The organism is Coleofasciculus chthonoplastes PCC 7420 (assembly GCF_000155555.1).
GTDB classification, from domain to species: Bacteria; Cyanobacteriota; Cyanobacteriia; order Cyanobacteriales; family Coleofasciculaceae; genus Coleofasciculus; species Coleofasciculus chthonoplastes_A.
In genome coordinates this window covers 1-24,368 of the sequence record NZ_DS989871.1, presented here as the reverse complement: position 1 = coordinate 24,368, position 24,368 = coordinate 1, and the positions used below count along the sequence as shown (strand labels likewise).

25 protein-coding genes and 2 pseudogenes are annotated in these 24,368 nt (G+C 45.5%); 10 read left to right on the top strand and 17 right to left on the bottom strand.

All coding sequences use genetic code 11. The features are described from left to right. Positions 1-103 precede the first annotated feature (103 nt). Complete coding sequence (locus tag MC7420_RS30355) at positions 104-1,015, top strand: 3'-5' exonuclease (protein ID WP_006105485.1); 912 nt, start codon at positions 104-106, stop codon at positions 1,013-1,015. A 191-nt stretch (positions 1,016-1,206) separates the two neighbouring features. On the opposite strand, the gene MC7420_RS30350 is transcribed toward MC7420_RS30355, so the two are convergent. Then, positions 1,207-1,425: a hypothetical protein gene (locus tag MC7420_RS30350; RefSeq protein ID WP_006105499.1), complete on the bottom strand. Its 219-nt coding sequence runs from the start codon at positions 1,423-1,425 to the stop codon at positions 1,207-1,209. Between the two features lie 151 nt (positions 1,426-1,576). On the opposite strand from MC7420_RS30350, the gene MC7420_RS41995 reads away from it, so the two are divergent. Beyond that, the gene (locus tag MC7420_RS41995) at positions 1,577-2,188 is read left to right on the top strand and encodes a hypothetical protein (protein WP_006105525.1); all 612 of its coding nucleotides are present in this window, start codon (positions 1,577-1,579) and stop codon (positions 2,186-2,188) included. Beyond that, complete coding sequence (locus tag MC7420_RS37495; RefSeq protein WP_071777278.1) at positions 2,121-2,420, top strand: WD40 repeat domain-containing protein; 300 nt, start codon at positions 2,121-2,123, stop codon at positions 2,418-2,420. The genes MC7420_RS41995 and MC7420_RS37495 overlap by 68 nt, the downstream gene beginning before the upstream one ends. A gap of 592 nt (positions 2,421-3,012) precedes the next feature. Here the strand turns inward: MC7420_RS37495 and MC7420_RS30335 are convergent. The 6 genes from MC7420_RS30335 to MC7420_RS30310 all read right to left on the bottom strand — a co-directional run bounded on the left by MC7420_RS30335 (position 3,013) and on the right by MC7420_RS30310 (position 8,482). Beyond that, positions 3,013-4,377, bottom strand: coding sequence for an IS4 family transposase (locus tag MC7420_RS30335; RefSeq protein ID WP_006102762.1), 1,365 nt, complete (start codon positions 4,375-4,377; stop codon positions 3,013-3,015). 242 nt (positions 4,378-4,619) lie between these two features. Next, entirely contained in the window at positions 4,620-5,360 is a 741-nt protein-coding gene (locus MC7420_RS30330; RefSeq protein ID WP_006105510.1) for a DUF429 domain-containing protein, read from the bottom strand. A gap of 250 nt (positions 5,361-5,610) precedes the next feature. Next, entirely contained in the window at positions 5,611-6,549 is a 939-nt protein-coding gene (gene hypB, locus MC7420_RS30325; protein ID WP_006105556.1) for a hydrogenase nickel incorporation protein HypB, read from the bottom strand. Next, positions 6,540-6,878 carry a hydrogenase maturation nickel metallochaperone HypA/HybF gene (locus tag MC7420_RS30320; RefSeq protein WP_006105483.1) on the bottom strand — a complete coding sequence of 113 codons (339 nt, stop codon included), beginning with the start codon at positions 6,876-6,878 and terminating at the stop codon, positions 6,540-6,542. The genes hypB and MC7420_RS30320 overlap by 10 nt, the downstream gene beginning before the upstream one ends. A gap of 243 nt (positions 6,879-7,121) precedes the next feature. Further along, a complete protein-coding gene (locus MC7420_RS30315; protein ID WP_006105546.1) occupies positions 7,122-7,652 on the bottom strand; it encodes a YHS domain-containing (seleno)protein in 531 nt (176 codons plus the stop codon). Positions 7,653-8,092: 440 nt separating this feature from the next. Next, the gene (locus MC7420_RS30310; protein WP_006105536.1) at positions 8,093-8,482 is read right to left on the bottom strand and encodes a pentapeptide repeat-containing protein; all 390 of its coding nucleotides are present in this window, start codon (positions 8,480-8,482) and stop codon (positions 8,093-8,095) included. A 163-nt stretch (positions 8,483-8,645) separates the two neighbouring features. Between MC7420_RS30310 and MC7420_RS30305 the strand changes: the two genes are divergently transcribed. From MC7420_RS30305 to MC7420_RS43590, 3 genes and pseudogenes are all read left to right on the top strand, one after another. Then, positions 8,646-9,005: a DUF4342 domain-containing protein gene (locus MC7420_RS30305; protein ID WP_044210663.1), complete on the top strand. Its 360-nt coding sequence runs from the start codon at positions 8,646-8,648 to the stop codon at positions 9,003-9,005. A gap of 156 nt (positions 9,006-9,161) precedes the next feature. Then, a pseudogene (locus MC7420_RS43595) lies at positions 9,162-9,500 on the top strand (transposase); the annotation flags it as partial. 120 nt (positions 9,501-9,620) lie between these two features. Continuing rightward, the gene (locus MC7420_RS43590; RefSeq protein WP_269546358.1) at positions 9,621-10,280 is read left to right on the top strand and encodes an RNA-guided endonuclease InsQ/TnpB family protein; all 660 of its coding nucleotides are present in this window, start codon (positions 9,621-9,623) and stop codon (positions 10,278-10,280) included. A 73-nt stretch (positions 10,281-10,353) separates the two neighbouring features. Here MC7420_RS43590 and MC7420_RS30290 read toward each other — a convergent pair whose 3' ends face one another. Beyond that, complete coding sequence (locus tag MC7420_RS30290) at positions 10,354-11,094, bottom strand: hypothetical protein (protein ID WP_044210661.1); 741 nt, start codon at positions 11,092-11,094, stop codon at positions 10,354-10,356. A gap of 531 nt (positions 11,095-11,625) precedes the next feature. On the opposite strand from MC7420_RS30290, the gene MC7420_RS30285 reads away from it, so the two are divergent. The 4 genes from MC7420_RS30285 to MC7420_RS30270 all read left to right on the top strand — a co-directional run bounded on the left by MC7420_RS30285 (position 11,626) and on the right by MC7420_RS30270 (position 17,449). Further along, positions 11,626-12,138 (top strand): hypothetical protein, encoded by a 513-nt coding sequence (locus MC7420_RS30285; protein WP_006105532.1) that lies wholly within the window; start codon positions 11,626-11,628, stop codon positions 12,136-12,138. A gap of 94 nt (positions 12,139-12,232) precedes the next feature. Beyond that, a complete protein-coding gene (locus tag MC7420_RS30280) occupies positions 12,233-15,394 on the top strand; it encodes a DEAD/DEAH box helicase (protein WP_006105516.1) in 3,162 nt (1,053 codons plus the stop codon). Between the two features lie 61 nt (positions 15,395-15,455). Beyond that, a complete protein-coding gene (locus MC7420_RS30275; protein WP_006105572.1) occupies positions 15,456-16,742 on the top strand; it encodes a DNA cytosine methyltransferase in 1,287 nt (428 codons plus the stop codon). A 503-nt stretch (positions 16,743-17,245) separates the two neighbouring features. After that, positions 17,246-17,449 (top strand): hypothetical protein, encoded by a 204-nt coding sequence (locus MC7420_RS30270; RefSeq protein ID WP_006105494.1) that lies wholly within the window; start codon positions 17,246-17,248, stop codon positions 17,447-17,449. Between the two features lie 105 nt (positions 17,450-17,554). On the opposite strand, the gene MC7420_RS30265 is transcribed toward MC7420_RS30270, so the two are convergent. The 9 genes and pseudogenes from MC7420_RS30265 to MC7420_RS30230 form a co-directional block, all read right to left on the bottom strand. Next, complete coding sequence (locus tag MC7420_RS30265; protein WP_006105489.1) at positions 17,555-18,334, bottom strand: hypothetical protein; 780 nt, start codon at positions 18,332-18,334, stop codon at positions 17,555-17,557. 54 nt (positions 18,335-18,388) lie between these two features. Then, positions 18,389-18,733, bottom strand: a complete 345-nt coding sequence (locus tag MC7420_RS30260; protein ID WP_006105526.1) for a TMEM14 family protein — start codon at positions 18,731-18,733, stop codon at positions 18,389-18,391. Between the two features lie 325 nt (positions 18,734-19,058). Then, a complete protein-coding gene (locus MC7420_RS30255) occupies positions 19,059-19,427 on the bottom strand; it encodes a DUF760 domain-containing protein (protein WP_006105547.1) in 369 nt (122 codons plus the stop codon). 149 nt (positions 19,428-19,576) lie between these two features. Continuing rightward, positions 19,577-20,068 (bottom strand): SMC-Scp complex subunit ScpB, encoded by a 492-nt coding sequence (scpB, locus tag MC7420_RS30250; RefSeq protein WP_006105500.1) that lies wholly within the window; start codon positions 20,066-20,068, stop codon positions 19,577-19,579. A 244-nt stretch (positions 20,069-20,312) separates the two neighbouring features. Continuing rightward, positions 20,313-21,188 (bottom strand): ABC transporter ATP-binding protein, encoded by an 876-nt coding sequence (locus MC7420_RS30245; RefSeq protein WP_006105486.1) that lies wholly within the window; start codon positions 21,186-21,188, stop codon positions 20,313-20,315. Positions 21,189-21,198: 10 nt separating this feature from the next. Then, positions 21,199-21,324, bottom strand: a complete 126-nt coding sequence (locus MC7420_RS41990) for a HepT-like ribonuclease domain-containing protein (RefSeq protein WP_006105576.1) — start codon at positions 21,322-21,324, stop codon at positions 21,199-21,201. Between the two features lie 66 nt (positions 21,325-21,390). Continuing rightward, positions 21,391-21,657: pseudogene (locus tag MC7420_RS43980) on the bottom strand (HEPN domain-containing protein); the annotation flags it as partial. After that, positions 21,641-22,705, bottom strand: coding sequence for a ParA family protein (locus MC7420_RS30235; RefSeq protein WP_006105577.1), 1,065 nt, complete (start codon positions 22,703-22,705; stop codon positions 21,641-21,643). The pseudogene MC7420_RS43980 and the gene MC7420_RS30235, both read right to left, overlap by 17 nt. Before the next feature lie 99 nt (positions 22,706-22,804). Continuing rightward, positions 22,805-24,115 carry an NAD(P)/FAD-dependent oxidoreductase gene (locus MC7420_RS30230; RefSeq protein WP_006105575.1) on the bottom strand — a complete coding sequence of 437 codons (1,311 nt, stop codon included), beginning with the start codon at positions 24,113-24,115 and terminating at the stop codon, positions 22,805-22,807. Positions 24,116-24,368: the final 253 nt, after the last annotated feature.

Below are 24,368 nucleotides of genomic sequence, written 5' to 3'. Positions count from 1 at the left end.
TGCGCCCTGTACTGACGTGCGGAATGGATGAAAATGGATAAACCAGGATTTCTGATCACCTAAGGTGTATTACTGTAGGATGAGATAGCTGCTCGATTGACTCATGCCATACCTCACCCAAGCCGAAGACATTCGTTGCGCGATCGCAAGCTGCACTCAAGCCTCTATCCTATGGTTAGATACGGAAGTCGCTGACTATAAAACCGATACACCGCAATTGTCGTTAATTCAAGTCTTGGCGGATGGAAATGACCTCACGGCTGAGTCTGTCGGGATTCTCGATGTGCTATATCAGCCAGAACTCGCTGATGAGTTTATTGCTAAAGTAATGTACAATCCGGCAATTGAGAAAGTCTTTCACAACGCTAGTTATGACCGGAAATTTTTGGGTAAACACAAGGCAAAAAATGTCACCTGTACCCTAGAACTGGCAAAAACGATTCCCTACTATCGCCTCCCTGTCCCCAATTATCAACTGAAAACCTTAACTGAATATTTTGGGATATGTCCCCAAGTGGATAAAACCGAACAAACAGGCGACTGGAGGAAGCGCCCCCTCTCCCCCCGCCAACTGGATTACGCGGCTAAGGATGTTGTCTATGTGGCTCACCTTCACCGTCATTTATTAGACCTCGCTCAACCTGACCCCGCCACAGAGGATATTGAAGCTCTAACCTTACGCTATCGACAAATCGAGCATCGCTGGAAACAACTGGATACGGAAATTCAGCAAATTAAGGAACGGCTAAAAGCAGCTATGCAAGCGCAAAATGTCAAAAAAGTCCATGGATTTCGTTTATCCAGTCAAAATCGTACCAGCAAAAAAGTTGCGTTTCATCAATTAGCAGAAGTGACAAAAAAACTAGGGATTGAGTTAGATATATCAGTACAATTGACGAAATCCCTACAACAAAAGTTAGGGGAGGTAATGGAAGAATTGCCCGTAGAAGAAGAGAATAAAACGACTTGGCGACTCTCGATTACTGAGCCAGAGGAGGAAGACTTGCCGTTTTGACAGACATGCCATGGCACATCTCTACAGGTATATCATGTTCTTTTCGTCGTTATCATCGAAATCCTGGAATTTTTAGAGGATGCGTAAGCAGAATTAGCCCTAAGACAGGGGGTGAAACTGTTGCCTATTGCCTATTGCCTATTGCCTGTTGCCTATTGCCTACCCTCACCAGAAAACTTATTCAGCAACCCCTAAATCACTTTAATCAAGCCGTGACGTACTCCATAAATTAAACGGGTAATTGCATCCTCAGCCTCAGGACTCAATGTATCTTCTAACGGTGCTGTCATTAACTCATACCACTGCGAGAAGCTAATTTGTCCAGTTTGCATAGTTTGGGCAAACACTAGGGCTAAATGAGATGAGCTGCGGCTGAAATTTTGTCGTTGTATTTTTTCTGCAAGTATCATAAAATTTACCAAATTCTAAAAATATTCTTTAGCCACACCAAGATTTTAATCAAAATTTTAGATTTTGTCTGTAAAAATGGGCGATAAACCCTGAGTTATTAAGTAAAGAATTGTAACAAAAACGAAAATTCATCGCTACTGTTACGGCTTTATGTTCAAACGCAAAAGCGATCGCACCCAACCTCTTATACTATCATGGACGACCCTGAGCGAAGCCGAAGGGTTTCATGTGGTGTATTTTGAGTCCTCCCAAGACTTAGAAATGGCGGATGTGGACATTGGTGAAGTGCTACTGGCGATCGCACGCCAGATTAGTCAAAGTTTAACCGATATTGCCCTGGTTGAACCCAGGAGGCTGCGAGAACGGTTGAATCGGTATTTGGGACCCCAGAAGAATCAGTTGGTGGATGCAATTAATCAGGAATTGATTGAACCTGCGATCGCATCCCTAAAAGCGATCGGTAAAAATGGATTGGTGGTGATTGTGGATAACCTTGACCGCCTGGATAGTCGCCCTTTAGATGAAGTGGTGGCAGATTGTGGGGAGGAGAATCGGCAGGCGGCGCAACAAGCCGCTAAAACCACCCAAGAAGCCGCCCAAATCGCTCAGAACGAAGCCCAGGAGGGAACGAGACTGGAACGAGAGGGGACGAATGCTATCAAAGAATTTGCATATCAACCGCTCAATGCTTTAGTTGCTGCCATGGAACCGACTCACCGAACTCAAGGGGCATCAGGGTACTGTCAACAGCGCCAACTTTAGCCCCGATGGGCAGCGGATTGTCACTGCCTCAGATGATAAAACCGCCCGGGTGTGGCGGACTGATGGGTTAGACTCGCTGTTAGCGCAAGGCTGTGACTGGTTGAATCAGCATCTGATATTTAATCCCCAAGATTTAGAAACATTAGCAGTTTGCCAAACCCCCGCCAACAAAACCGCCGCCGCCCAATTTTGGGTTTACCAGGGTGAAACCCAAGCAAGAGGAGGCGATTGAAATCGCAGCTACACAAACAAAGTCCGCCTGCGCGGACTAGGTTATAACGGGGGTAGCGTTCCCCGGATTTGGTATAAGGCTGGGGTTTGTAATGTATCCCTAATCTGATTCAGTGATAGGATTAGCTTCAGCATTGGAGGAGATTCTTCACTTCGCTTCGCTGCGTTCTCCAATGACATACAGCAGTTTGCTCTGCTATGCGGTACATTGTCGATCCCCCTAAATCCCCCTTAAAAAGGGGGACTTTGATCGACTGTACTTTATTACAGCGAAAAGCGCTGTAAGCTGTTCGGCATTTAAACCTTAATATCAGTAATGGCGAAAGCCTTGTAGTGCGTTAAGCGAAGCCATGCCGCAGGCTTTGCATCTTGCTCGCTACTAATACCCAATTGAAATGCATGACAGCTTATCCGGGTGTTGGGTTGAGGTGGTGGGTTGCTGGGGGAGTGCGATCGCATTCATAATCCTATTGAGTGATTTTTGGGAATGCAAAAAGAACTCCCCTCTCCCCCGGTGCTATACATTACCCACATCTTTCTTAAACATTGTGCGATCGCGTTTTCAAGCCGTTAGTTAAAATGGAACTTAATAGCTAGGAGTGAAGTAACTGCCAGGTAGCAGCGATATCTTGTAGTCTCTGCCAACCGCGCCAAATAGTTTTGACTCCAGGTTCACCATCATGTTTACGCCCTAAGAAACCGCCGAGTTGAGCAATCCAACCAACGGCTTGCCGGAGAGAAGGAGGTTGTTGTGGAGGTATAGGTTGAGAGTGAATAGTACAATAGAGAGCTTGCCACTCATGGGTCTGTAAAACAGTATCGCAAGGTGTATCAGGACTAGAGCGAGCTTGATAAGTGAGCCACAATAAGCGCCAAGCAACAATGGAATAAGTAGCCAAAGCACACTCAATACGCTCTCGTGTTTCCAATTGTAGTTGTTCGAGGTGACAACCGCTTTTAAGAACGTAGTGATAGCGTTCAATCAGCCAGCGAAAAGAGTACCATCGTATACATTGGACAGCTTCATCAAAACTATTGACAGGTAGGGTGGTTAACAATAACCAGCAAATGGGTGTGGTATCCTTGGGTGGATGAGATTCAGTAGCTAATACCACTTGAAGAGTAACTGGAGACAGTTTAGCTCTTTGGAGATGATGGCGAGGTGGTTGTATCTCTAGGGTAGCAAAGCGAACGGTTAGGGTAGCTTGCCTCTGGGGTCGCTGACCGTTACGAGGTACAGTAATGGTGACCAATCCCGCAACTGGCGCTTGCTCAATGCTGGCGTGCAAATACTTGGCTTGATGGTCAACACGACGATTATGAGTACCTCGGATCAATAGATGCGATCGCCTTTGACGAGTCATGGCAAATAAATCGTAAATATCCGCTTCGCGATCGGCAATCGTCACCACCTCTATGTCTTCAGGTAAGGCTAACTCGGTCGCAACGGAAGCACTTAGCCAGCATTGACTTTCTTTGTCGGCAGTCTGCCTTTGACGACGAGTATGTCGCTTGCCTACCTCTTGTGGATTACGTGCCCACACTTGTTGGTGTAGTACTCCTAAGGGTACGCCCAAGGTACTCACCGCCAACACCGAATGAACTTTTAATCCCGTCACCATTGGCTTGCTACTAATCGGACCCATACCCTTCTTGCTCGGATGGTGAGTGAAGTTGAGATCCGTTGTGTCTTGTATTGCCAAGACAACACTATGCTCTTGTGACCGTTCCACAGTACTGATTTGATGAGACAAACGGATGTCATCGGGTTTGATGCGTGGTGATTTCCACAAGTTGTAGGTAGCTTTGGTTGCTGCCCAATTTCCACAAGCCGTTGGAATGCTTTCATTCGGCTGTGCGGCTAAGTCTTCGACAATTTTAACCAGGCGTTTATTTCGCCGAGCATCACCTAAGTTAGCGTACCGCAATTCTTGGGCTGCCCATCGAAGTTCTTTCATTTCTTTATTTTCAGATGCGAATGCCACAAGAAGGGATTATAATCTCTGGCTCCTGATACATCCAGTCAGGCAATCCCATCCCGTAACCCGATCGCATCTGTAAACCAGCAATTGTACTGACTTGGACTACACAATTGCGCTCAGTCCCGCCAGATCGTGACGCGATCGCACAATGTTTAAGAAAGATGTGGGTAATGCATAGCCCCCGGTGGGAGAGGGGTTGGGGGAGAGGGGGTTGTGGCTTAAGTTGACACGACAGGTGCAGGGACAATAATATAACCCGTACTGACATCACCCAATACCCAATTCCGCTCAATCCCCCAATACCACCAGTAAGCCGCAATATAGGCACAGATTAAACTATCCAGTTTATCTTCTAGTTCCTTCAGCGTCGCCCCAGTCAAGCGTTCCGAAAAACTATCCTTTAAACCATCAATCCCATCAAGTTTTGGTTCTAAACTCGGCAATACCTCCCTAATTAAATGATAAAGTTTTAATAATTCCCCTTGACGTTCTGCCACTCTTCCTTTCTTATATTTCAGAATCCGATTTAAGCCAAACAAATGAACAATCGCGGGATGGGGAAAAACCTCGATTTGATAGCGTCCCAGGGTTTTGGGCGTTATCTGGGGGGCGTGAATAAACCCCCGTGCTTCCAAACTCAAACCAAACTCTATCGTGCGTTGGGCAAAAGGGCGCTGGCGATTGGCGGGATAGCAACCTGCGTGGTAACGGTGAAAATACCGATGGCTGAGTTTATCCGGGAGGCGCATTCCCGTGGCGTTAGGAATCAGTGTGGGGGCGTCTACGGCGATGATAGCGGGTTCAGTGGCGGCTGTCCAATCATCAATCCAATTGAGGATATCTGCTGTAGCTTGTTTGCGGTTTAATCCTAATAGCTGAAGCTGTCCATCTGACCAATTTAAGCAACATAAACCACTTGCACCCGACGTCCAACCGAGATCAATTCCGATAAATTTCATGGGATAAGTAGGTGGACACAATAAACGTGAACGGTAAAGAACTCGCTATCGCGAGAAGCAAGAATTGCTCTCATTCTTTTAGTGCGTTTAGCGAAGCCATGCCGCAGGCTTTGCATCTTGCTCGCTACCCATTCCCAATTTAAAGGCGTGACAGCTTAAGTCGAATGGCACACTCCAGTCAGCATTTTGGGATCGCCAAAACCATTAATATACCGTAGGGTGGGCATTGCCCACCAGCCTTCTCGTTCAATCACATTGACTCCACGGGTTGCACGGATTGACACTGAGAGGTTAACCATTCATACCAACCCTCTAGCCCAACGCCTGTTTTTGCCGAAACCTGAAACACCTGCATCTGAGGATTCACGGTTCGTGCATACTCAATACAGCGTTCCACATCAAAGTCTACATAAGGCAACAGGTCAATTTTCGTGAGAATCATCACTTGGCTAGCCCGGAAGATATGAGGATATTTAATCGGCTTATCATCGCCCTCAGTTACCGATAAAATCGCCACCTTTGCCTGTTCACCCAAGTCAAATAAGGCGGGACAAACAAGATTTCCCACATTCTCAATCATGACCACAGAATTGAGGGGAGGATTGAGTTGAGTGCAACCCCGTTCCACCATCGCCGCTTCCAGATGACACCCGGTTCCGGTATTAATTTGGACAACCTTACACCCGGTTGCTTGAATCTTCTGGGCATCATTCGCTGTCGCTTGATCCCCTTCAATTACATTAATCGGTAATTGTGCCTGTAAATCCTGAATCGTGCGCGTCAACAACGTCGTTTTACCCGCCCCCGGAGAACTAACTAGATTTAGCGCCAAAATATTACGCCCTCTAAACCATCCCCGATTTTGGGCAGCAATTAGGTTATTTTTTGCCAGGATATCCGCTTCCAGGGAAATTTTTGTACCGTGAACCTGGGCGTGAACTTGAGAGACTTCATCGTGGTGATTTCCCGACGAGTCGTGAGTGTGAGTGTGGGTGATGACTCGACCATCGGGTAAGGTGTGAGTATGGGAGTGGCTAGATGAGGAGGAGTGCGTGACAACAGACCCATCAGGTAATGTATGGGTATGATTCGGGTCGTGATTGGAGTTAGCCATGGCAACAACCTCCCCCGTTTCCGGATTGGTAAGCGTGGTGTCAGCGCCATCAGAACAGCCGCAGGTTACACACATGGTTCGACCTCCATTTCCTTAATTTTCAGTTCTTGACCCGATATTATATCCAGTTCTACACTACCGCATTCACAGAGACCAAAGGGTTGATCGAGGGGAATTTGAGCATCACAGTGACGACAGCGACCAATACCCGGAATTTCAATGATATCCAGAGTTGCCCCTTCTAAGGGAGTGTCTTTGCTACAAACATCAAAACAAAATAACACCGCATCAGGCATTATCGCCGCTAACTGACCAATTTCTAGGCAGACTCGTCGCACTTTCGCCCCCTGCGCGTGTTCGGCAACGATATCAACGATATTTTGTGTGATTCCCAGTTCGTGCAATGATCTATTCCGTTACAGAGGATCTCCGATTTAATTTTATCTCGTTTTTAGGTAAGAGCGTAGGTGATCAAGGGAAAGCTTCCCGAAGCCTAATTGAGATGCTCTTAGCCTGGGGAATATGTTAGGACATCACTTAGTCCAAGAGGGAACTCTTAACAGGGAAGAGGAAACATTAAAGAATGTCCTAACCTGTCTTAGTACCGCTATACCTAATCCCTTTAAAGGTACAGAAATACCTTGGTATCACTCCTCCAAAACCTGGGGCCAGTTCTGATTAGCTTGAGCAATATGTCCCGGAACATCCTTTTCCCAACGTTGCTGAATACGTCGATTGAAATTTAGGTAAAGTTTACCGTCCACAATTTTCCAAGCATTCGGATCAATCGGAGCCGTGTAGCCTTGGCTTACCGCCCAAGCGCAATACCCCCCATATTGAGGAGCATATTGCTCAGGATTATTGGCAAACAAGTCACGATTTTCTGCACTGGCAAATCGCCAAGTGACTCCTTGCCATTCATATTCAAAGTCAGCGCGACCTGAAAGCGGTTGTCCTTGGGTAAAGTATGCCACAGGATCAGTACCTTTAATCGCCACCCCATCCTCTGCATAGAAGCTGACTAGAGTTGTCGGCTTGTTAGCAGGATTAGCCACAGGGCTAGGATTGCTTTGTTGAGTTTGGCTTTCCACGTTAGCAGAGGGAGTTGTATTGGCATTATTGCAAGCGGTTAAGCCCAGCAAGACAATAGAGGCGAAGGTTAAGTAGGTAATTTTCATTGATGCTGGTGTTTCTGGAACTGATTTTCTCACTTAATGACTAGAATACTACTGGGTTCTGAAACGGTGGTGAAAGTTAGATGAGTTAAGACTGAGCCATCCGAAGAAAGCGCTTAAGTGGAATGGTACTCAATTAAGGCTGGTGGGCAATGCCCACCCTACGGGATATTTAGGGTTTTCCCTGAAGTTATACCAAGTTGCAGTCTAAGGTAGAATCTGTCATGCTGAGCAGAATGCAGTGAAACGGAATGACGCTCGCGCATCTGTCCAGATTCTCGTATCTCGTTCCTCGCTATAGCGAAAGCTTCACGCTTCGCTCTTCCTAGACATGATAGAACGCAACTTGGTATTAGTCCATTTTAATGGACTTGAGCTTTTAGCCCGGAGTTTGAACTCCGGGCTACTCCGGGCTACTCCGGGCTCCGGGCAGGTTTTCGGGCTTACTCACACCCTTGCTCAGAGGTTTCGCCATCGGGCATAATCACACCGCAAAGGTTCGCCCGTTTTAGGTTCGCATCAGTCAAATTTGTTAATCTCAAATAAGTCCCCCTCAAATCAGCCCCTTTGAGATTCGCATCGGTCAAATCTGCCCGTCTCAAGTCGGCTTCTCTGAGATCAGCCCCTCTCAAATCCGCATCTTTCAAATCAGTATCTCTCAGATCAGCAAGTCTCAAGTCTGCATCTCTCAAATTCGCCCCTTCTAAAGCACATCGGCGACAGGCTCCAGTTTCCAATAATTGGCGAACCTGATCCGCATTTTCTGCCCGGATAGGAGTCGCTAATCCTAATCCAGTCAGGAAAAAAACCATTACTAAGATTTTTGGATACATTTTTCCTTTCTTTGTCAAGTGCCTATAGATGTATTGTGCCAAACTCCACGGTAGAGATTTCTTTATATAGTCCCGAATCATCCAATCAATTCAACCTAACTGGTGAACTCTCTAGCAAATGAGTTCGTTACCCTGAAAGATAGTGACATACAGAAGCTTAATTATGAACGAACCAATTCGCACCGAAGAAAGCGTCGAAGAGATTAACGCTAACACCGTTCCTCTAGAAAATGAGTTACAGTCTATTGAACCCGACGTTGATACCACAACCCAAGTCAATGTCGAAGAATTCACCATTAGTGGCGATGACTTAGTGGGTAAAGTGAGGGAACTGATCCATCAGGGTAATATTCGCCGGATTATCGTCAAGAACGAAGAAGATCAAATCTTAATCGAAATTCCCCTAACCGTTGGCGTCGTGGGTGGAGTCGTTGGGGTGACGCTGTTTCCCGTCATCGCGGCTGTCGGCGCGATCGGGGCGCTGGTGGCTCGTTTGAAACTCGTGATTGAGCGACGAGAATAACGTTTGGACAATTCGGACAATCAGGGATTGGAATAAGGGCGGGTTTTGTCCTTCGGTTATCAGTGACCGAAAATATGGGATTCAAGCCCCGTCCTTTTAGGACGGCTTTTATTCCCTTTGTCTGTTATAATTTTGATGTAGAAGTTTTCCACGTCAATGATTGTACTAGAGTTCAAAGCTCAAGGGAAAACAACTCAATACACGGCAATAGACGAAGCAATCAGAACCGCTCAGTTTGTTCGGAATAAATGCGTCCGCTATTGGATGGATAACCCAGGGGTAGGGCAAAAAGATTTGTATCGTTATAACACCGCGTTAAGGGCTGAGTTTCCTTATGTTAAGGCTTTGAACTCTCATGCTTGTCAGGCATCTGTTGAAAGAGCTTATTCTGCCATTGCCAGATTCTACGATAATTGTCGGAAAGGACTTCTTGGCCAGAAAGGTTATCCACGCTTTAAGAAGAATACTCGCTCAGTGGAGTATAAGACTTCGGGGTCTTCCGGACTTAGTGTGCTAAACTATCAGTTTTAATAGCCAAAGAGCAAGCTAAATAAGGACTGTAGCCTCTAAGCTACTAAAAACGACTTGAAATCCGGGTCTAAATGTTTGAAGCTCTTGCTGTCCAAGATTTTTGGCTTTCCAACTAACAATTTAGCACACCAACTACGGAAGACCCGATTTTATCGAACGAGCGAGAAACGTTTAAAGTTTAGACAAAAGCGCGTCTCTCGTAAAAAGAAAGGCTCATCCAACCGCAAGAAAGCCATTAATCGATTAGGACGAGTGCACCTTAAAATAAGTAGGCAACGTGAAGAACACGCGAAGAGAGTAGCGCGTTGCGTTATCCAATCTAACGATTTGGTCGCCTATGAAGACTTGAGGAGCGGGAATTTAGCTAAAAATCATTGTCTTGCCAAGTCGATCAATGATGCGGGTTGGTATCAATTTAGGAAATGGCTAGAGTATTTTGGGACTAAGTTGGGTAAAGTAACGGTTGCTGTTAATCCAGCGTATACCTCCCAGAAATGCTCTAGCTGTGGTGCAGTTGTCAAAAAATCTCTATCAACTCGGACTCATGTTTGTCAATGTGGGTTCACCACAGATAGGGATTGGAATGCTGCCATTAACATCCTACAATTAGCCTTGAGTACGCTAGGGCATAGCGGAACTTGGGTCATAGACTCGAACGCTTCTGGAGATTCGACCTCTACCTTAGCTGGAGCAATCCTGCTTGGGCAAGTTGGGTCTATGAATGAAGAATCCTCGACCCTTTAGGGCGAGGAGTGTCAAAATCCGATTGAATGGCTAAACCCGCCCCTACAATTGGCTTAATGCCTTCTGTTGTCCATCAGCGCAAAAATTCTGAAGGCAAAAGCGGTTGATTTGTTTGTTCAGTTTTCAACGTCGGCGGACGTACATTCCCAGGCGTTGGAGGTTTTGGTGGAAGTTCATAGCGCTGCGTTCCCCAACCCCAATTCCTATCTTCAGGTTTAACCACAGGGGGAGTTTTTCGACCCGTTGGCAAAGGAATCCGTTGGCTTTGAGTGACTTTAACATAAGGCTGACCTTCGTTCGTAAAGCGAACCAGTTGACCTTCAAGTTCGGGTGTCTGGATGGTTTGATTTTCTACAGTTGGCAGTTGACCCTGTGGATCAAATAATGCCACAAATGATACATCAGCAGAGGGTTGCAAGGAGTCACCAATGGGCGATTGATCCAGTTGCCATGCTTCCCGGAAATGTCCATCGGGCGCTACTTGCCATAAATTTAGCGTGGCTTGCCATTTTCCGTCCTCAACTCTGACCACTTGACGATCCAGAATGGAATAAGGAGAATACGATTCATCGCGATAAACCGCCTGATCCGGAAACCGTAAATCGCGAATTGCGGCTACGGTAATTTGACTTTGATCAGGGAGATTAGTTGTGCCACTCAAGCTGTAGAGTCCAGGACGACCTGCGGCTTGGGAGTTTAGGGTTAACTTGATACCTTCTGAGTCTTGAAATGAACAGCTTGTACACCAAAGTAATAGTAGGACTACAATCGTCCAATTCCGAAAAAAAGATAGGCAGCGCATTTTATTTGTCATTTGTCATTTGTCATTCGTCATTTGTCTTCGGAGCCAAGTATTCCCCTGTAGGGGCGGGTTTAGGGACTCTGTAGGGGCGGGTTCAGGAACTCTGTAGGGGCGGGTTCAGGAACTCTGTAGGGGCGGGTTCAGGAACTCTGTAGGGGCGGGTTTAGGGACTAAAGTCAGCTATTCACCGATAACTGAACAGCAAAACCCGCCCTTTCTCACCGATAAGTGATCAGCAAAACCCGCCCTTATTCAATTGTCGGGGTTCTGTAGAGGCGTACATAAGTCATAAATTCTAGGGGACACAATGCTTCCACTACCAATAATTGTGCTGAATTGAGATGCTTCCCTAACCGACTACGTCTGGAACAGCATCGGATTTGATGGCTGATCCAATGTTATAGTAGTCCCATCGACTGACTATCATAGCAATTTTATTGGCATACTGTGTAGGTATGTACCATCAAATCTTGGAGCTGGGATGAACGAAGGTATATTAGCTTATTTTTACTGGTTTCGATAATTGAAAACGAAAAAATAGTAATGCTTGACTTAGCCAAAATAAAACTTATAGCTCAATCCTATTCTCCTCAAGAATTATTCGCTGCCCTAGTTTGGCAACGCCGCTTCAATGAGTTTGACGGTGAGGAAGTGATTACGGATCTTGCCAAAAACTCGTCTTTATGGGCAAGTTTTATGTTCACAAAACCGATTTTTGCCCCCGACGAAAATGGTTTGAGCTTTGGCGGTGTGATTGATACGCTTCTGGCAATGGCAAACTATCGTCCAATGCCGGAAACCAGTATTCTTCGTTTTGTCGCTTATCCAGCAGATACACTCTATATTCTGGCAGAAAACCAAGACACAATCGTGTCTCAGCTTTTAGACTTAGGCAAAAAGTGGCGAGCTGACTCAGTAGATATAACGGATGGTACAAATGAAGACTACACTTGGCGACTCAAACGGCGACTGATGGCTCGATTAGAAGCTGGGGTTTCGGATCAGGAAATGCAACGCGATCGCGACGCGGTGGTGATGTCCTATTGGTGGGATTGAAGGTTAACCGAAGCTTTCCTTATCCCCTACTGTACAATAATTGAACAAGCAGACCTGATAGGAATAACGCGCTGGCAGAATGCTGGCTTAGATCATGGCTGATCCAAACTGGGAAACCCTGAAGACGTTTCTCCACCAATTGTTGTTGATTACTTTACCCAGCAACGAGGATGTATCTGTGGTGCATACGTTCCTGGCAGAGAACTCTGATAAGCTGAATGAGACGTTTGCCCTGGTGCTACAGGAATGGGCGATCGCAAGGTTGGCTGAATTGGATGATCGTCACAAGCCGGATCTGGCGAGACGCCTGCGGGGAATTAGTCAGTTTATTAACCAGTTTCCTGGCGGCGATCGCACGGATCATCTGGAAATTGTCCGCATTAGCTACGAAATTGCGGCTCAGGTTTTCACTCAGGCTGATGATCCCCAGGATTGGGCGGAAACTAACTATTATTTAGGGTTAATTTATTTAGAGCGGAATAAAGGCGATCGCATCAGGAACCTACGCCAAGCCATTCAACGATTGGAAGCCGCTTTAACCGTCTACACCGCCGCGTTTCCCGATCAACGAGCCGAGATAGAAATGCATCTGGAATGCGCCTACCTAGAAATTCGACAGCATGAGTCAATTGAACCCAGCCATCCTATCCTATCCTCAACCCCTGCATCGTCTCCGTCAGCAACCCCCCAAGTCAGTGAAGCCGAAATCGCCGCGATTCAACCCCCTGCATTTCGTGCGATCGCTCAAAGCCTACTCGACGGGGAAAAGTTAACCGCTGTAGAAATTACTCCCGCTTCCCAGGAAAAGGCGGAACCCTTACCCCAGGATTTACCCCAGGTTCTCCACTACGCCTTAAATACCATTGGCATCAACTCTCTATGGTCTCATCAGTACGCCTCATTACAGGCGTTGCGTCAAGGAGGAGATATTTTACTCTCCACCCCAACAGCCAGTGGCAAAACTCTGGCGTTTCTTCTCCCGATTCTGGAAACCTGTCTGAGCAATCCCCACGCCACCGCCCTATTTATTTTTCCCTTAAAGGCATTGGCGGTGGATCAGTTGCGGCAAATTCACGACATTATTGACCTGATCCCGAAGTTTCAGCGGATTAATGTAGTGATGCTGACGGGAGATGTTCCCATGGCTGAACGGATTAAATTATTAGAACAATCACCGCAAATTATTTGTATCACCCCTGACTTACTCCACCATCAACTTTTTAAAGTTTTTAAACCACAATGGCAATCGTGGCAATTGTTTCTGAGAAATCTGCGTTATTTAGTGATTGATGAAGCCCATACTTATCGCGGTAGTTTTGGTGCCCACTTTGCCAATCTAATGCGACGATTACGATTAGCGATCGACCAAAGTGGTGGCGATTCCACTCAATTACAACATATCTTTGCCACGGCGACGATTGGCAATCCAGGGGAATTAGCCGAAACCTTTAGTGGAAGACAGGGAAATTTATCCCTAATCGAGAACAGTGGTGCAGCAACGGCGGCGCGGACAACCCTCTGTTTAGCCCCATCTAAGTATGCCAATATGGACTCTTGTGCGATTGTCCTATCTTGGTTAGAGCAAGGATTAAAGGGGATTGTTTTTTGCAATAGTCGCATTTCCCTAAAATCTCTCTTAAATCAAATCCAAGAACATCTAGAGCAACGGGGACAAGGCTATCTTAAATCCCAAGTCAGGATATTTTATGGTTCGCTGAAATCTCATCATCGTCGCCAAATTATTCAGCAACTGAGTGCGGGAGAAATTAGCATTATTCTGGCAACCTCAGCCTTAGAAGCTGGGATTGATATTCCGGAACTGGATTGTTGCTTACTGCGCGGTTATCCCGGTTCACTGATGCAGTTACGTCAACGTCAAGGAAGGGCGGGACGGAAAAGCCCTGGTTTAGTTATTTTTCTGCCCATTGCCCAAAACGCCTTGGATTATTTTTATGGGAATAACCCGGACTTATTATTAAGAGGTGAAGTTGAAAGTGCGGTATGTAATCCCGATTATCAAGTTTTCCTCAAACAGCATTTACTCTGTGGGGCTTGTGAGAGTGGGATTCCGTTGGAGAAATTCTATCAATATTTTGGTCAATCTGCCGCAGACATTGCTATTCAGTTGATGAATCAAAACCAGTTATCCCTCTCTCGCCACCAGCACTTGTGGACGAAACCTTATCCCCATAAAGACGTGCAAATGCGAGGAACGAACCATTTTACGGTGACATTAGTGGATCAACAGACGGGGGAAGAATTTGAGGAATTGGATGAAAAGCACGCCCAGCGAGAAGTCTTTCCTGAGGCAATTTATCAGCATCAGTCACCTTGGGGCGATCGGGTTTGGTATTCTTGTCAAAGTCTGGATTTGGAAAATCAACAGGCAATTTTAAAACCTCTAGCTGAAGATCCCCAGCAGTTAACTCGTGCGGAACAAGAAACTGAGATTGAACTCAAATCTTACTTAGCTGAACCGAAGATTTTGCCAACCAGAATTCCGGAAGGACGAATACGCCTAATTCTGGGTTGGGGAGAAATTACCGATTATGTTAATGGATATACACTCTACAGTCTAGAATACGACAAAACCTGCCAAAATTTTCAATGTCGGCGGTATCATACACCTGTCAAAGAAGCTCAATGTCCAGACTGTCGGCGCAGAACACGGTTTGCTGAAATCCAGAAACGGATTAAAACGGTGAATTTTGAGCAGCCTTATTTAACTCGACTGGAAGCACCTGTACTGCAAATTGAAGTTAATCAACCGATTCAGGACTATTTGACTCAACAGGTTAAAGGAATCAAACAAAAATTGGTTCAGCAGTATGGGAAGAATATTCCTAGTGACTATACCTGTCTTTGGTCTTGCCCGCCAGAACGGATTGCGTTACATTCTATTACCCACCAAATTAATTTGGCTGTACCCTTATTAATTTTGAGTGAGACTCAGGAGGTAAATAGTCTAATCGTGAACAAACCTAACCGTCAACACACCTTACCCACAATTGGCTATTGGTTTGATACAACCCCGGGGGGAAATGGGGTATCTGAGGCTATTTTTCATCGCTTCTGGGACTTTGCGTTCAAAGCTAAGGTGTTAGCAGCAGGGTGTGACTGTGATCAGGGTTGTCCTCGCTGTTTAATGCAGCACAGTTGTCCTGAAAGTAATGCGGCGTTGAACAAGAGTTTGGGACTGTCACTATTGGAAATTATCAGTCAGATGGAGACGTTACCTCTAACTTCTGAACGTTAGGATAAAAAGGCAGAAGATTGTACATTAGACTGCAACTTGGTATAAAACAACGGATGAGGGGATGGCAAAATTAGGGTATCGACCTGTCGCCATTGATTTATTTGCAGGTGTTGGTGGGTTTTCCTTGGGAATCGAACAGGCGGGGTTTGATGTGGCGATCGCAGTGGAAAAAGACCCGATTCACGCGGCTGTCTATAAGTTTAATTTTCCCCAGACTCATGTCTTGTGCGCTGATGTGACTGAGTTGACGGGAACACATATCCAGAAAGCCTTGCGGAATTGGTGCGATCGCCAAAAACGTCCGGTTCGGGTGAGCGATCGCGACAGGATGGACATAAACTTAGTATTTGGGGGACCCCCTTGTCAGGGATTCTCTGTCATGGGGAAACGTCAGGTTTGTGACAAACGGAACCTTTTAGTCTTTGAGTTCTGTCGCTTGGTCAAAGAACTCCAGCCTCGTTATTTTCTGATGGAGAATGTTCCGGGTTTAGGGTGGAAAAAATACCAAGACTTATTGAATCGGTTGCAATGGGAGTTTAACGCCGCCGGCTATGAGATAACTCAACCGATACAAGTCCTCAACGCGGTTAATTTCGGTGTACCCCAGCAGCGACAACGGTTATTTATATTGGGAAATCAGGTGGGAGTTAAACCTTTAACCTATCCTCAACCTCAATTGCAATCACCCTCTGAATTTTGTACCGTTCGGGATGCGATCGCGGATTTACCGAATTTAGATGATTTTCCTGAACTCCAAACCTCAGACTGGGTAGAACTGACATTCCCTCAGTTAAAATTACTCCAGGCATTAGCCATGCCTTACGTAGAAAAACTACGAAATATCATCAGCGATCCCTTTAATTTTGCCCATCCCCGCAAATGGAATCCATTCCTCTTAACCAGTTCTAAGCGAACCCGACACAATCCTGCATCAATTGAACGGTTTAATCAAACACTACCGGGTCAATTGGAAGCAATTAGTCGCCTACAACGCCTAGACTGGGACAAACCCTGCTACACTCTACGAGCAGGTACTGGATATGATCGAGGTAGCTATACCTCCCCCCGTCCCATTCATCCTAACTATCCACGGGTAATTTCAGTCCGAGAAGCCGCACGTTTACATTCATTTCCGGACTGGTTTCGCTTTCATGGGACGAAATGGCATGGATTTCGACAGGTAGGGAATTCTGTACCGCCACGACTCGGACGAGTCTTAGGTGATCAAATCATCGCCGCCTTGGGAGTTGAACCCTCGCCGCCAACCCTTACCCTCACCCTAAGAGACTCGCACCTATTAGAATTAGGTCAGGTCAAAGCATTTAAGTATTGGAAACAAAAGGTATAAGTAGGTGGGGACAATTAAAGTTAACGGCGGAGATTGTCATTCGTCATTCGTCATTTGTAAGGGTTTGAGGAGTATTTATATAACTGAACATAGTTAAGTTTATTTCCACCAACCTACTTAAGATATCCGTAGGGTGGGCATTGCCCACCAGCCTTAGGGAGTGTGCCATTCAGCTTAAGTTATAGCAACCGCCATGGCTGTTAGGACACATCATTTATGTAGAGACGCGCCATGGCGCGTCTCTACAATGGTGCCGAACGTCCTAATCGATGTGTCTATTGCTATATAGTGTCACTCCCAATATTTTGTGATTTAGATCACCTAAAAAAGACAAACTTATCATAATCCTTCCTCAGGAAGCATCACTTGGCAACTCAATACTTATCACAATTTTGGTTAAGTCATAATCACTGACAATCGGCTGATTTGATCACGTTAAAAAATCGATAAGTTCTTTAATATATTTTATACAAGGAGAGATACACCACGTTGCCAAAGACCCAATGAAATCTGCTCAAGTTTGCTTTCCCAAATTTCCCGTCCAGCAAATTGCCCATCGCATTATTGATATGCGCCAAATTAGCTGGATTGATCAACAACTGTTTATGTCAGCCCTTTTATCGAAGCAGTCACTCTCAATGGAAGAGGAACACTTAGTTGAACGGATTTATGAAGGTTTACATCGGGGATGGATTCGAGTCGTTTAATAGAATGAATTAGGGCTTATGAATTATTTAGACTTAGCTTACTTCTCGAAGAGCGATGATGACGAATGACGATATTCACCGTTCACGTTAATTCTGTCCACCTACTTAGATTCGACCACTACCAATTTTGGGTAGAACTTCCTTTGCCCATAATTCATCAGAAATTTTAATTTGCTTGTCTTCAGGAACTCTTTGATTATATTGCTCTAATAACGCTGTAATAAGTTGAATATACTCTTTCAGTAAATCCCGAATTTCTTGTCTGGCTAATAAATTATAAGAATTTGATGTATTTTTTTTTGCACTGAATTGCCGAATTACAGGCGCATTGAATACGATCCAAAGAAATGGAGAATTAATAACTTCTTCCATCAATTCAATGAGTTCAGGTTGTAAAAATAAACAATATTTTTCCATAGTGCGGTTTAAGGAATCCTTAAACTGCGAACATTCACGTAATAGATAATCTGACCAATCCGCTTCAATTGCGCCCAATACAGGGGCTGGTTTGGAAAAATCTAGAAACGCTAATTCTTCAAAAAATGTATGATCAAATAAGTCAACGACTGTTTGATAATTTTTATCCGGTTTTTCGGCAATAGCCGCCTTAAACATATTAAAAAATAAATAAAAGTGACGCCTAAGCGGTCTCCTTAGTTGCAGGAATGCTACAGCTTCTAGTTTTCTACGTTGATTTTCTTGATCGATCGCAATGACCCGATCAATCGAAAAGACGACAATTAAAATGCCAGTAATTTCTGAGGCAATATCTAAAGAAAAGGATTTGAGCCAAGGATATTGACCCGAACTGATGAAATAAATGAAAAAGCAGCAGCCCAATAAGATAGGAAGTACAACATAAGGAGTTTTGAACGATTTTCTCATCTTATCGCCTGCTACTTTGCTTGAGCGTCCGGGTTATTGAGAAAAGATACTCTTCTATTGCAAGAAACCCTCTGCTGCTAATAATCCTACAGAAAAGAGTACGGTAGCCATTAGCGAAAAAACCATCATCATGCCAGAAGGCATAAAGCTGCGGGTGCGGAAAAGGCGAATAATAAAAACGATAAATAACACTAGAGAAATGAATGTGGCGAGTCCGAGTCCCATAATCGGGATAATCCGACAAAGCCACCAAGCCACCAAAAGTCCCAGACCACTACTGATACCCGAAATTAAGGATTTTTTGCTTTTGGCTTTGACATACCCGATTACGCCACCCACCAAAACGAGTAAAGCGTAGATTAAAACAAATCCGGTAATAATTGGCAATAAGTTGTTCATGTTAGGAAAATTTTGCTGGATATCAAGACTGACGATCCACTAATTTATCGTATTAATTATACTCTAGTAGCGCTACCTGGGAGGAGGCAGAAGGGTGCTTACGGATACCTTCTCGTTTCAGCCGTAGAACGTCTTAACCTGGAGGGCGACAGCTATATCTGCTTTGTCGTCTGTGGTTAACTGATGAGTTACTTCCGCCGCGCTATTCTAGTAAATCACACAAAAACGACTGCCCTTTACGGCAGCCCAATCCCCCGCCTCCCGTCTTCATCAGACGGGGGAATAGCTTTTCCATGACTCTATTAGGCTTTTACTTTGAATGAGTTTAGAGGGAAGAACCGTTAGAGTGGTCGTTGTAATGGGATTGCCCATGCCAATTCATGGTGTCAGTCATATTATCTTCTAGTTCCATGCGTTGTTCCATGCGACGCAGAAAATAGCCCGTCATCATCGCCGAAGCCAACAATCCAGCTAAGTTTTCGCGATCTGTGGTAACTTGTACATTGAAACTCTCAGACGGAAGCATACCCACCAGTCCTTGGACATTCTGGGAAATGATTTGCTGAATTTCCGGGCTGGCAGATTTGGCAACCTGGGACAGCACATCGGGGGATTGGTGTTGGAGATAGCTCAGGAGTTGGTTGGTTGCGTCATCTTCAGGGGGAGAATTGAGGAAGTCAGAGTTAAATACCATTAGAAATTAAAAGATGTGACTTACTTGTTTCTACTCTAAACGATTGTACTAGCTACCGACTTGGTGCTTTGGTTAAACAGTCCTAGTTCTTAAGGAAGAAATTCAGGATTGTGCTTGGGGCTGAAGGATAAGATCAGGTGAAGTGGTGCTTAGGATTGAGAGGATGTGCGTAGGGACGGTAGGAGGTTATCGAGTTCAAAGTGTTGATGAAATTTATTGGTGACTTGCAACCAGTAGGAACGACCATCGGTTTGTCGGCGTCTGCTGACAAATCCGAGGGAGATGAGTTCTTGAACATGTTGATACGCACCACTACCGCGTAAGTCGATCAGTTCAGTTTGAGCAATAGGTTGTTTGATTGCGATCGCCGCTAAGGTTCTCAATGCTCCTACACCTAATTCAGCAGGCACTAGACTTTGCATTAACGTAGCAAATGAAGCCCGTAACTGCAAGCTATAGCCCTTTGGTGTCTCGACGACTTCTAGGGCGCTGTCTCGATAGGCATAGTCTGACATCAGTTCAATTAAAGCATCTTCTACCGCCGAGCGATCGCATCTGGCGCACTCAGCAATTTCCGTCAGGGACAAAGGTTTGCCCTTTAAGTATAGAATCGCTTCAATTTGGGTCGCTAGACGAGGCATTGGGGACGTTTTGAGTGTTGAATGTGTAGGGGCGGGTTTAGGGAATTTGCTCAAGCTGTTGACGATAACTTGGGTTCAAAACCCGCCCTTACCGAGTGTTGAGTTTTGGGTGTGTAGGGGCGGGTTTAGGGAATTCGCTCAAGCTGTTGACGATAATTTGGATTCAAAACCCGCCCTTACCGAGTGTTGAGTGATGAGGGATTAAGGATTTGGGATTGGGGATTGGCAAGTACCGAAATGCTCATCAATCGAGTTGCCGTCCCGTCAGTTCCACAAAGATATCTTCTAAATTTGAGGGACGAACCATCATACCCGTTTTATCCGGTAAGCTGTCAAGGTAGGCATTGGCATCATCTAGAGTGGGAAAGAACTTATACTCGAAGCGATCGCCAATTTGTTTCATCAGCAACCCTTCGCCATGGTTAGCTTTCAGTTGTTGCAGGGTTCCCAGTTCAATTAGCTTACCACAGTCCATAATACCGATGCGTCCCGGCTGACTTGCCCCATACGCATCACACAACACCTCCACCTCGTCCATATAATGCGTCGTCAGCAGCATAGTCATCCCTTGGCGGTTTAAATCCCGAATAATTTCCCACAGGCGGCGACGGGTTTGGGGATCAAGTCCCACCGTGGGTTCATCTAAAAATAGAATTTTGGGTTGGTGGAGTAGCGCCCTAGCAATTTGCAGGCGACGCTTCATCCCACCGGATAGGGTTTTCACGGGCGAATCCCGCCTTTGGGCTAATTCTACGTACTCCAACCACTGGTTAATCAGGGTTTGCCGTCGGGGATTGGTAATGTGGTGCAAACGTCCGTGGAGTTCCATATTCTCCCAAACGGTCAGGTCGTTGTCAACACTGGTTTGTTGCAACACTACACCGATATTTTGCTTAACTTCAGCCGGTTGGCGCACCACATCGTAACCCGCAATCTCAATTTGCCCTTCAGTGGGTCGGGTTAAAGTGGTTAACATGCGAATCGTCGTCGATTTCCCCGCACCGTTAGGACCGAGTAGACCAAATATCTCTCCCGATTCGATAGTGAAGGAGAGGTCATTAACCACAGGAATTTTATCGTAGGTTTTTTGGACGTGTTGGACACAAACAGCAGAGGGCATTCGGTCTGACTCATAGTAGGACAACTTTACATTTCATCATATCTTCGTCCCACACAATATCGTAATCAACGCCGAAGTAATTATGGATTAAGCGATCACGCATTCCCGCGATCGCACGCCATTCAACGGCATTCAATTGTGGTATAGTTCTGACTTAGTGTATCGGGTAGTTGTTTAACCGCTTCGCCAGTGACTTCACTTATACTTGAAAACGAGAAAATGCAGATTGAGAACTGTTGCGTGGAGGATTAGGTTCGGAACGCTGACCCCTTTGAATCTCTAGCATTCCTAGTGTTACAACTTCATGGACATAGTAATCCAAGGCGCTCACAGCTAGAACTAGAGCAGCTCTCAAAATATCTGACAAATCTAGGGCAGGAGTGGATTGAGCCTTGACAGAGTTGTGAATAGAAATCAGATCTCGAACACGAGCAATGCTGATTCGGAATTGATCAAGCGCTGACTGCATAGGAAGGAGAAGTGAGTCCTATAATCTTATCGGCTAATTCGGCAAATGTTTGTTTAAAATCATCTTGTTTTGCTTGGTTATTTTTTAGCACTATTCCTGTTTGGTTTAATTGTTGAGGCGTGAGGGCATAGATTGGAGTCTGATGTTCCTGAGAAAGAGCAATTAGGCTATTAAAGTTGGAAATTTTTGTTAAGCAAAAACTGTCACTAATTCCATGTTCAGCATATAATTTATCAGAAATTAACATACTATTTTGACGTAAAATCGGAACCAGCTTAGAGGAAACGTCTTGCTCAATCTTATTAATCCATGTTTCAAAAGCAGCCGTTTCCTTGCCGCGAATAATCCGAAAATTTTGAACAATAGTACCTAAAAACCGTAGTGTAATGTCAGGAAATGGATAGGATGCTCCTTTCAATAAAGGAAGCGAACTAGCCTGTTTAGCCCAGGCGTACCATTTGGGTAGAACTTTAGCTAATGAATCAATTGCCATTACCGAAAAGAAATCGGCAGTAGTAGGCACGATAAAAAAGTCACTGGTCATTAGTAAATTCTGATTAATTGCTCCTAAACTCGGACTCATATCAATCAAAATGTAATCTGCAGTAAACTTTTCAGCCGTTTTATTCAATAAATCTGTAATAGAGCCGGGTAAGTTTTTGAGAGCCTGAATTGAGCCACTTAGCTCTTGAGCAATTCCCAATGTGACTTCATATTCCGCAAAACCCACATGACCAGGTAGTAAAAACAGTCCATCTTGTCCCTCAATGGGAATGCAGTCTACTGCCTCAATAGCCCTTGGCTGTGACTCAAAAGCTGGTGCTAGCCCTGTTCTAATATTTGAATGGGTATTGTAAATCGCCTCAATTCTTGCCTCGTCGCTCTCTGTTCCTTGCCCTAAAGCCATACCCGTTAGGTTACACTGGGGATCGGTATCGACAAGAATTACTGTTTTTCCCTTTGAGGCAAGCATCCAACCCAGATTAAATGTGGTTGTAGTTTTGCTAACTCCGCCTTTGTGATTAAAGAGGGCTATTTTTTGAACCATTGCACTTACTATTGCCTCTTAGTCCTCCAACTTTAGACTTTAGTATAGCGTAAGCCTGACTTTTCCAAACTTACTCTGCCAAACTGTTAGTTTAATCGCTTATCTAGTTTGCAAACTTGACTCAATTGGATAATCCTTTGATACTGGAATTGGTTCTACCAGCGATAAGCCCAACAAGCGCAGACTCCAACGCTCAAACCAAGGTACAGATAACCCCCATCGCATCTTGGTTAAGAAAAATTGCTCAAAGGCAATCTTCAACCAGCTTACCCAACGACCCCGTTTTGCGATCGCACGTCGCCGTTGACCGGTTTTCGGATTCGGTAAAACGGGATCAGCTAAGAAGACAATTCCTGTATCACCAAAATCCGCCATACAAATCGCTGCCAAGGTAGGCGTCACCGGTGCCGCTTGAATCACACCCAACTCTCTAGCAATATTGTGCGCCACCGCCATCCCCATCGCCTCCGCCATTTGCCCCGTTTTTGGCACACCGATAGGCAAAGGTGTCTTTTCCGGTGGCGATAACTGCACCACTACGCCTGCACTATAGATAGAGGGAAATGAAGGATGCTGATACGTCGGTAATACAGGTAGAAAACCCTTCTCATCACTCAACCCAGGCACATCTCGGACAAAGCTTGGTCCCCGGAACGGCGGTAGCAGCATGGCGTAATGGAAGGGTAGCCTATGACCCTCTGCTAAGGTGATCTGATGCGGATGAATAGCAGTAATTTCAGCCTTCTCAATCACCTCAATCTGCCGTTGACGCATTAATTCAGTTACCAATTCCGCCGAATCTGCCATACCCCCAATTCCCAAATGACCTGCATAGGGTTCTGGGGTGACAAACGTAATCGGTACTTGTTCTCGCAATCCTTGTCGCCGCAGTATCCAATCGGCTAATAGGGCAAACTCATAAGCCGGTCCCATACAACTCGCACCCGGAACCGCCCCCACAACCAAGGGTCCAGGATTTTCCAGAAATTTCGCCCACGCTTCTTTTGCCATCAAAGCATGGTGAGGATTGCACACCGATTGGGTGTAACCGCGATCGGGTCCTAATCCTGGTATGGTATCTAGGGCTAATTCCGCCCCGGTAGCAATCACTACATAGTCATAATTAATAGACCTGTCTCCCACCCTTAACCATTGAGCGTGGGGGTCAATACCCGTTACCTTACCTTGAACAAACTCAATTTGACGGGATTTAAGCACAGAAGCAATATCTACTTGAATTCGCTGGAGTGGAGTTAAATTAAACGCCACCCAAGGCAGAGAAGGAGTAAACGTAAATTTAGGTTTGTCACAAATTAACGTAATTCGGTGGACATGAGGCAGGAGATGCCGCAGTTCGTAAGCTGTAGGGAGTCCGCCAATACCCGCACCGATTACCACAATATGAGCCATGATTACACCACTGTTTATTAAAACTATACAACTTTGTAACTATATTTACAATTTATCTGGATTGAGTAGCCCCCGGCAACGCGAGATGCCAAAACGAAATCCCTGTACCCTTTAGGGGCGACCCGCTTGCCATCCGTGTCAACTTAAGCTCAACCCCTCACCCCCAGCCCCTCTCCCACGCCGGGGAGAGGGGAGCAAGAGCATCCGATCCCCCTTCTCCCCACGGTGGGAGAAGGGGTTAGGGGATGAGGGG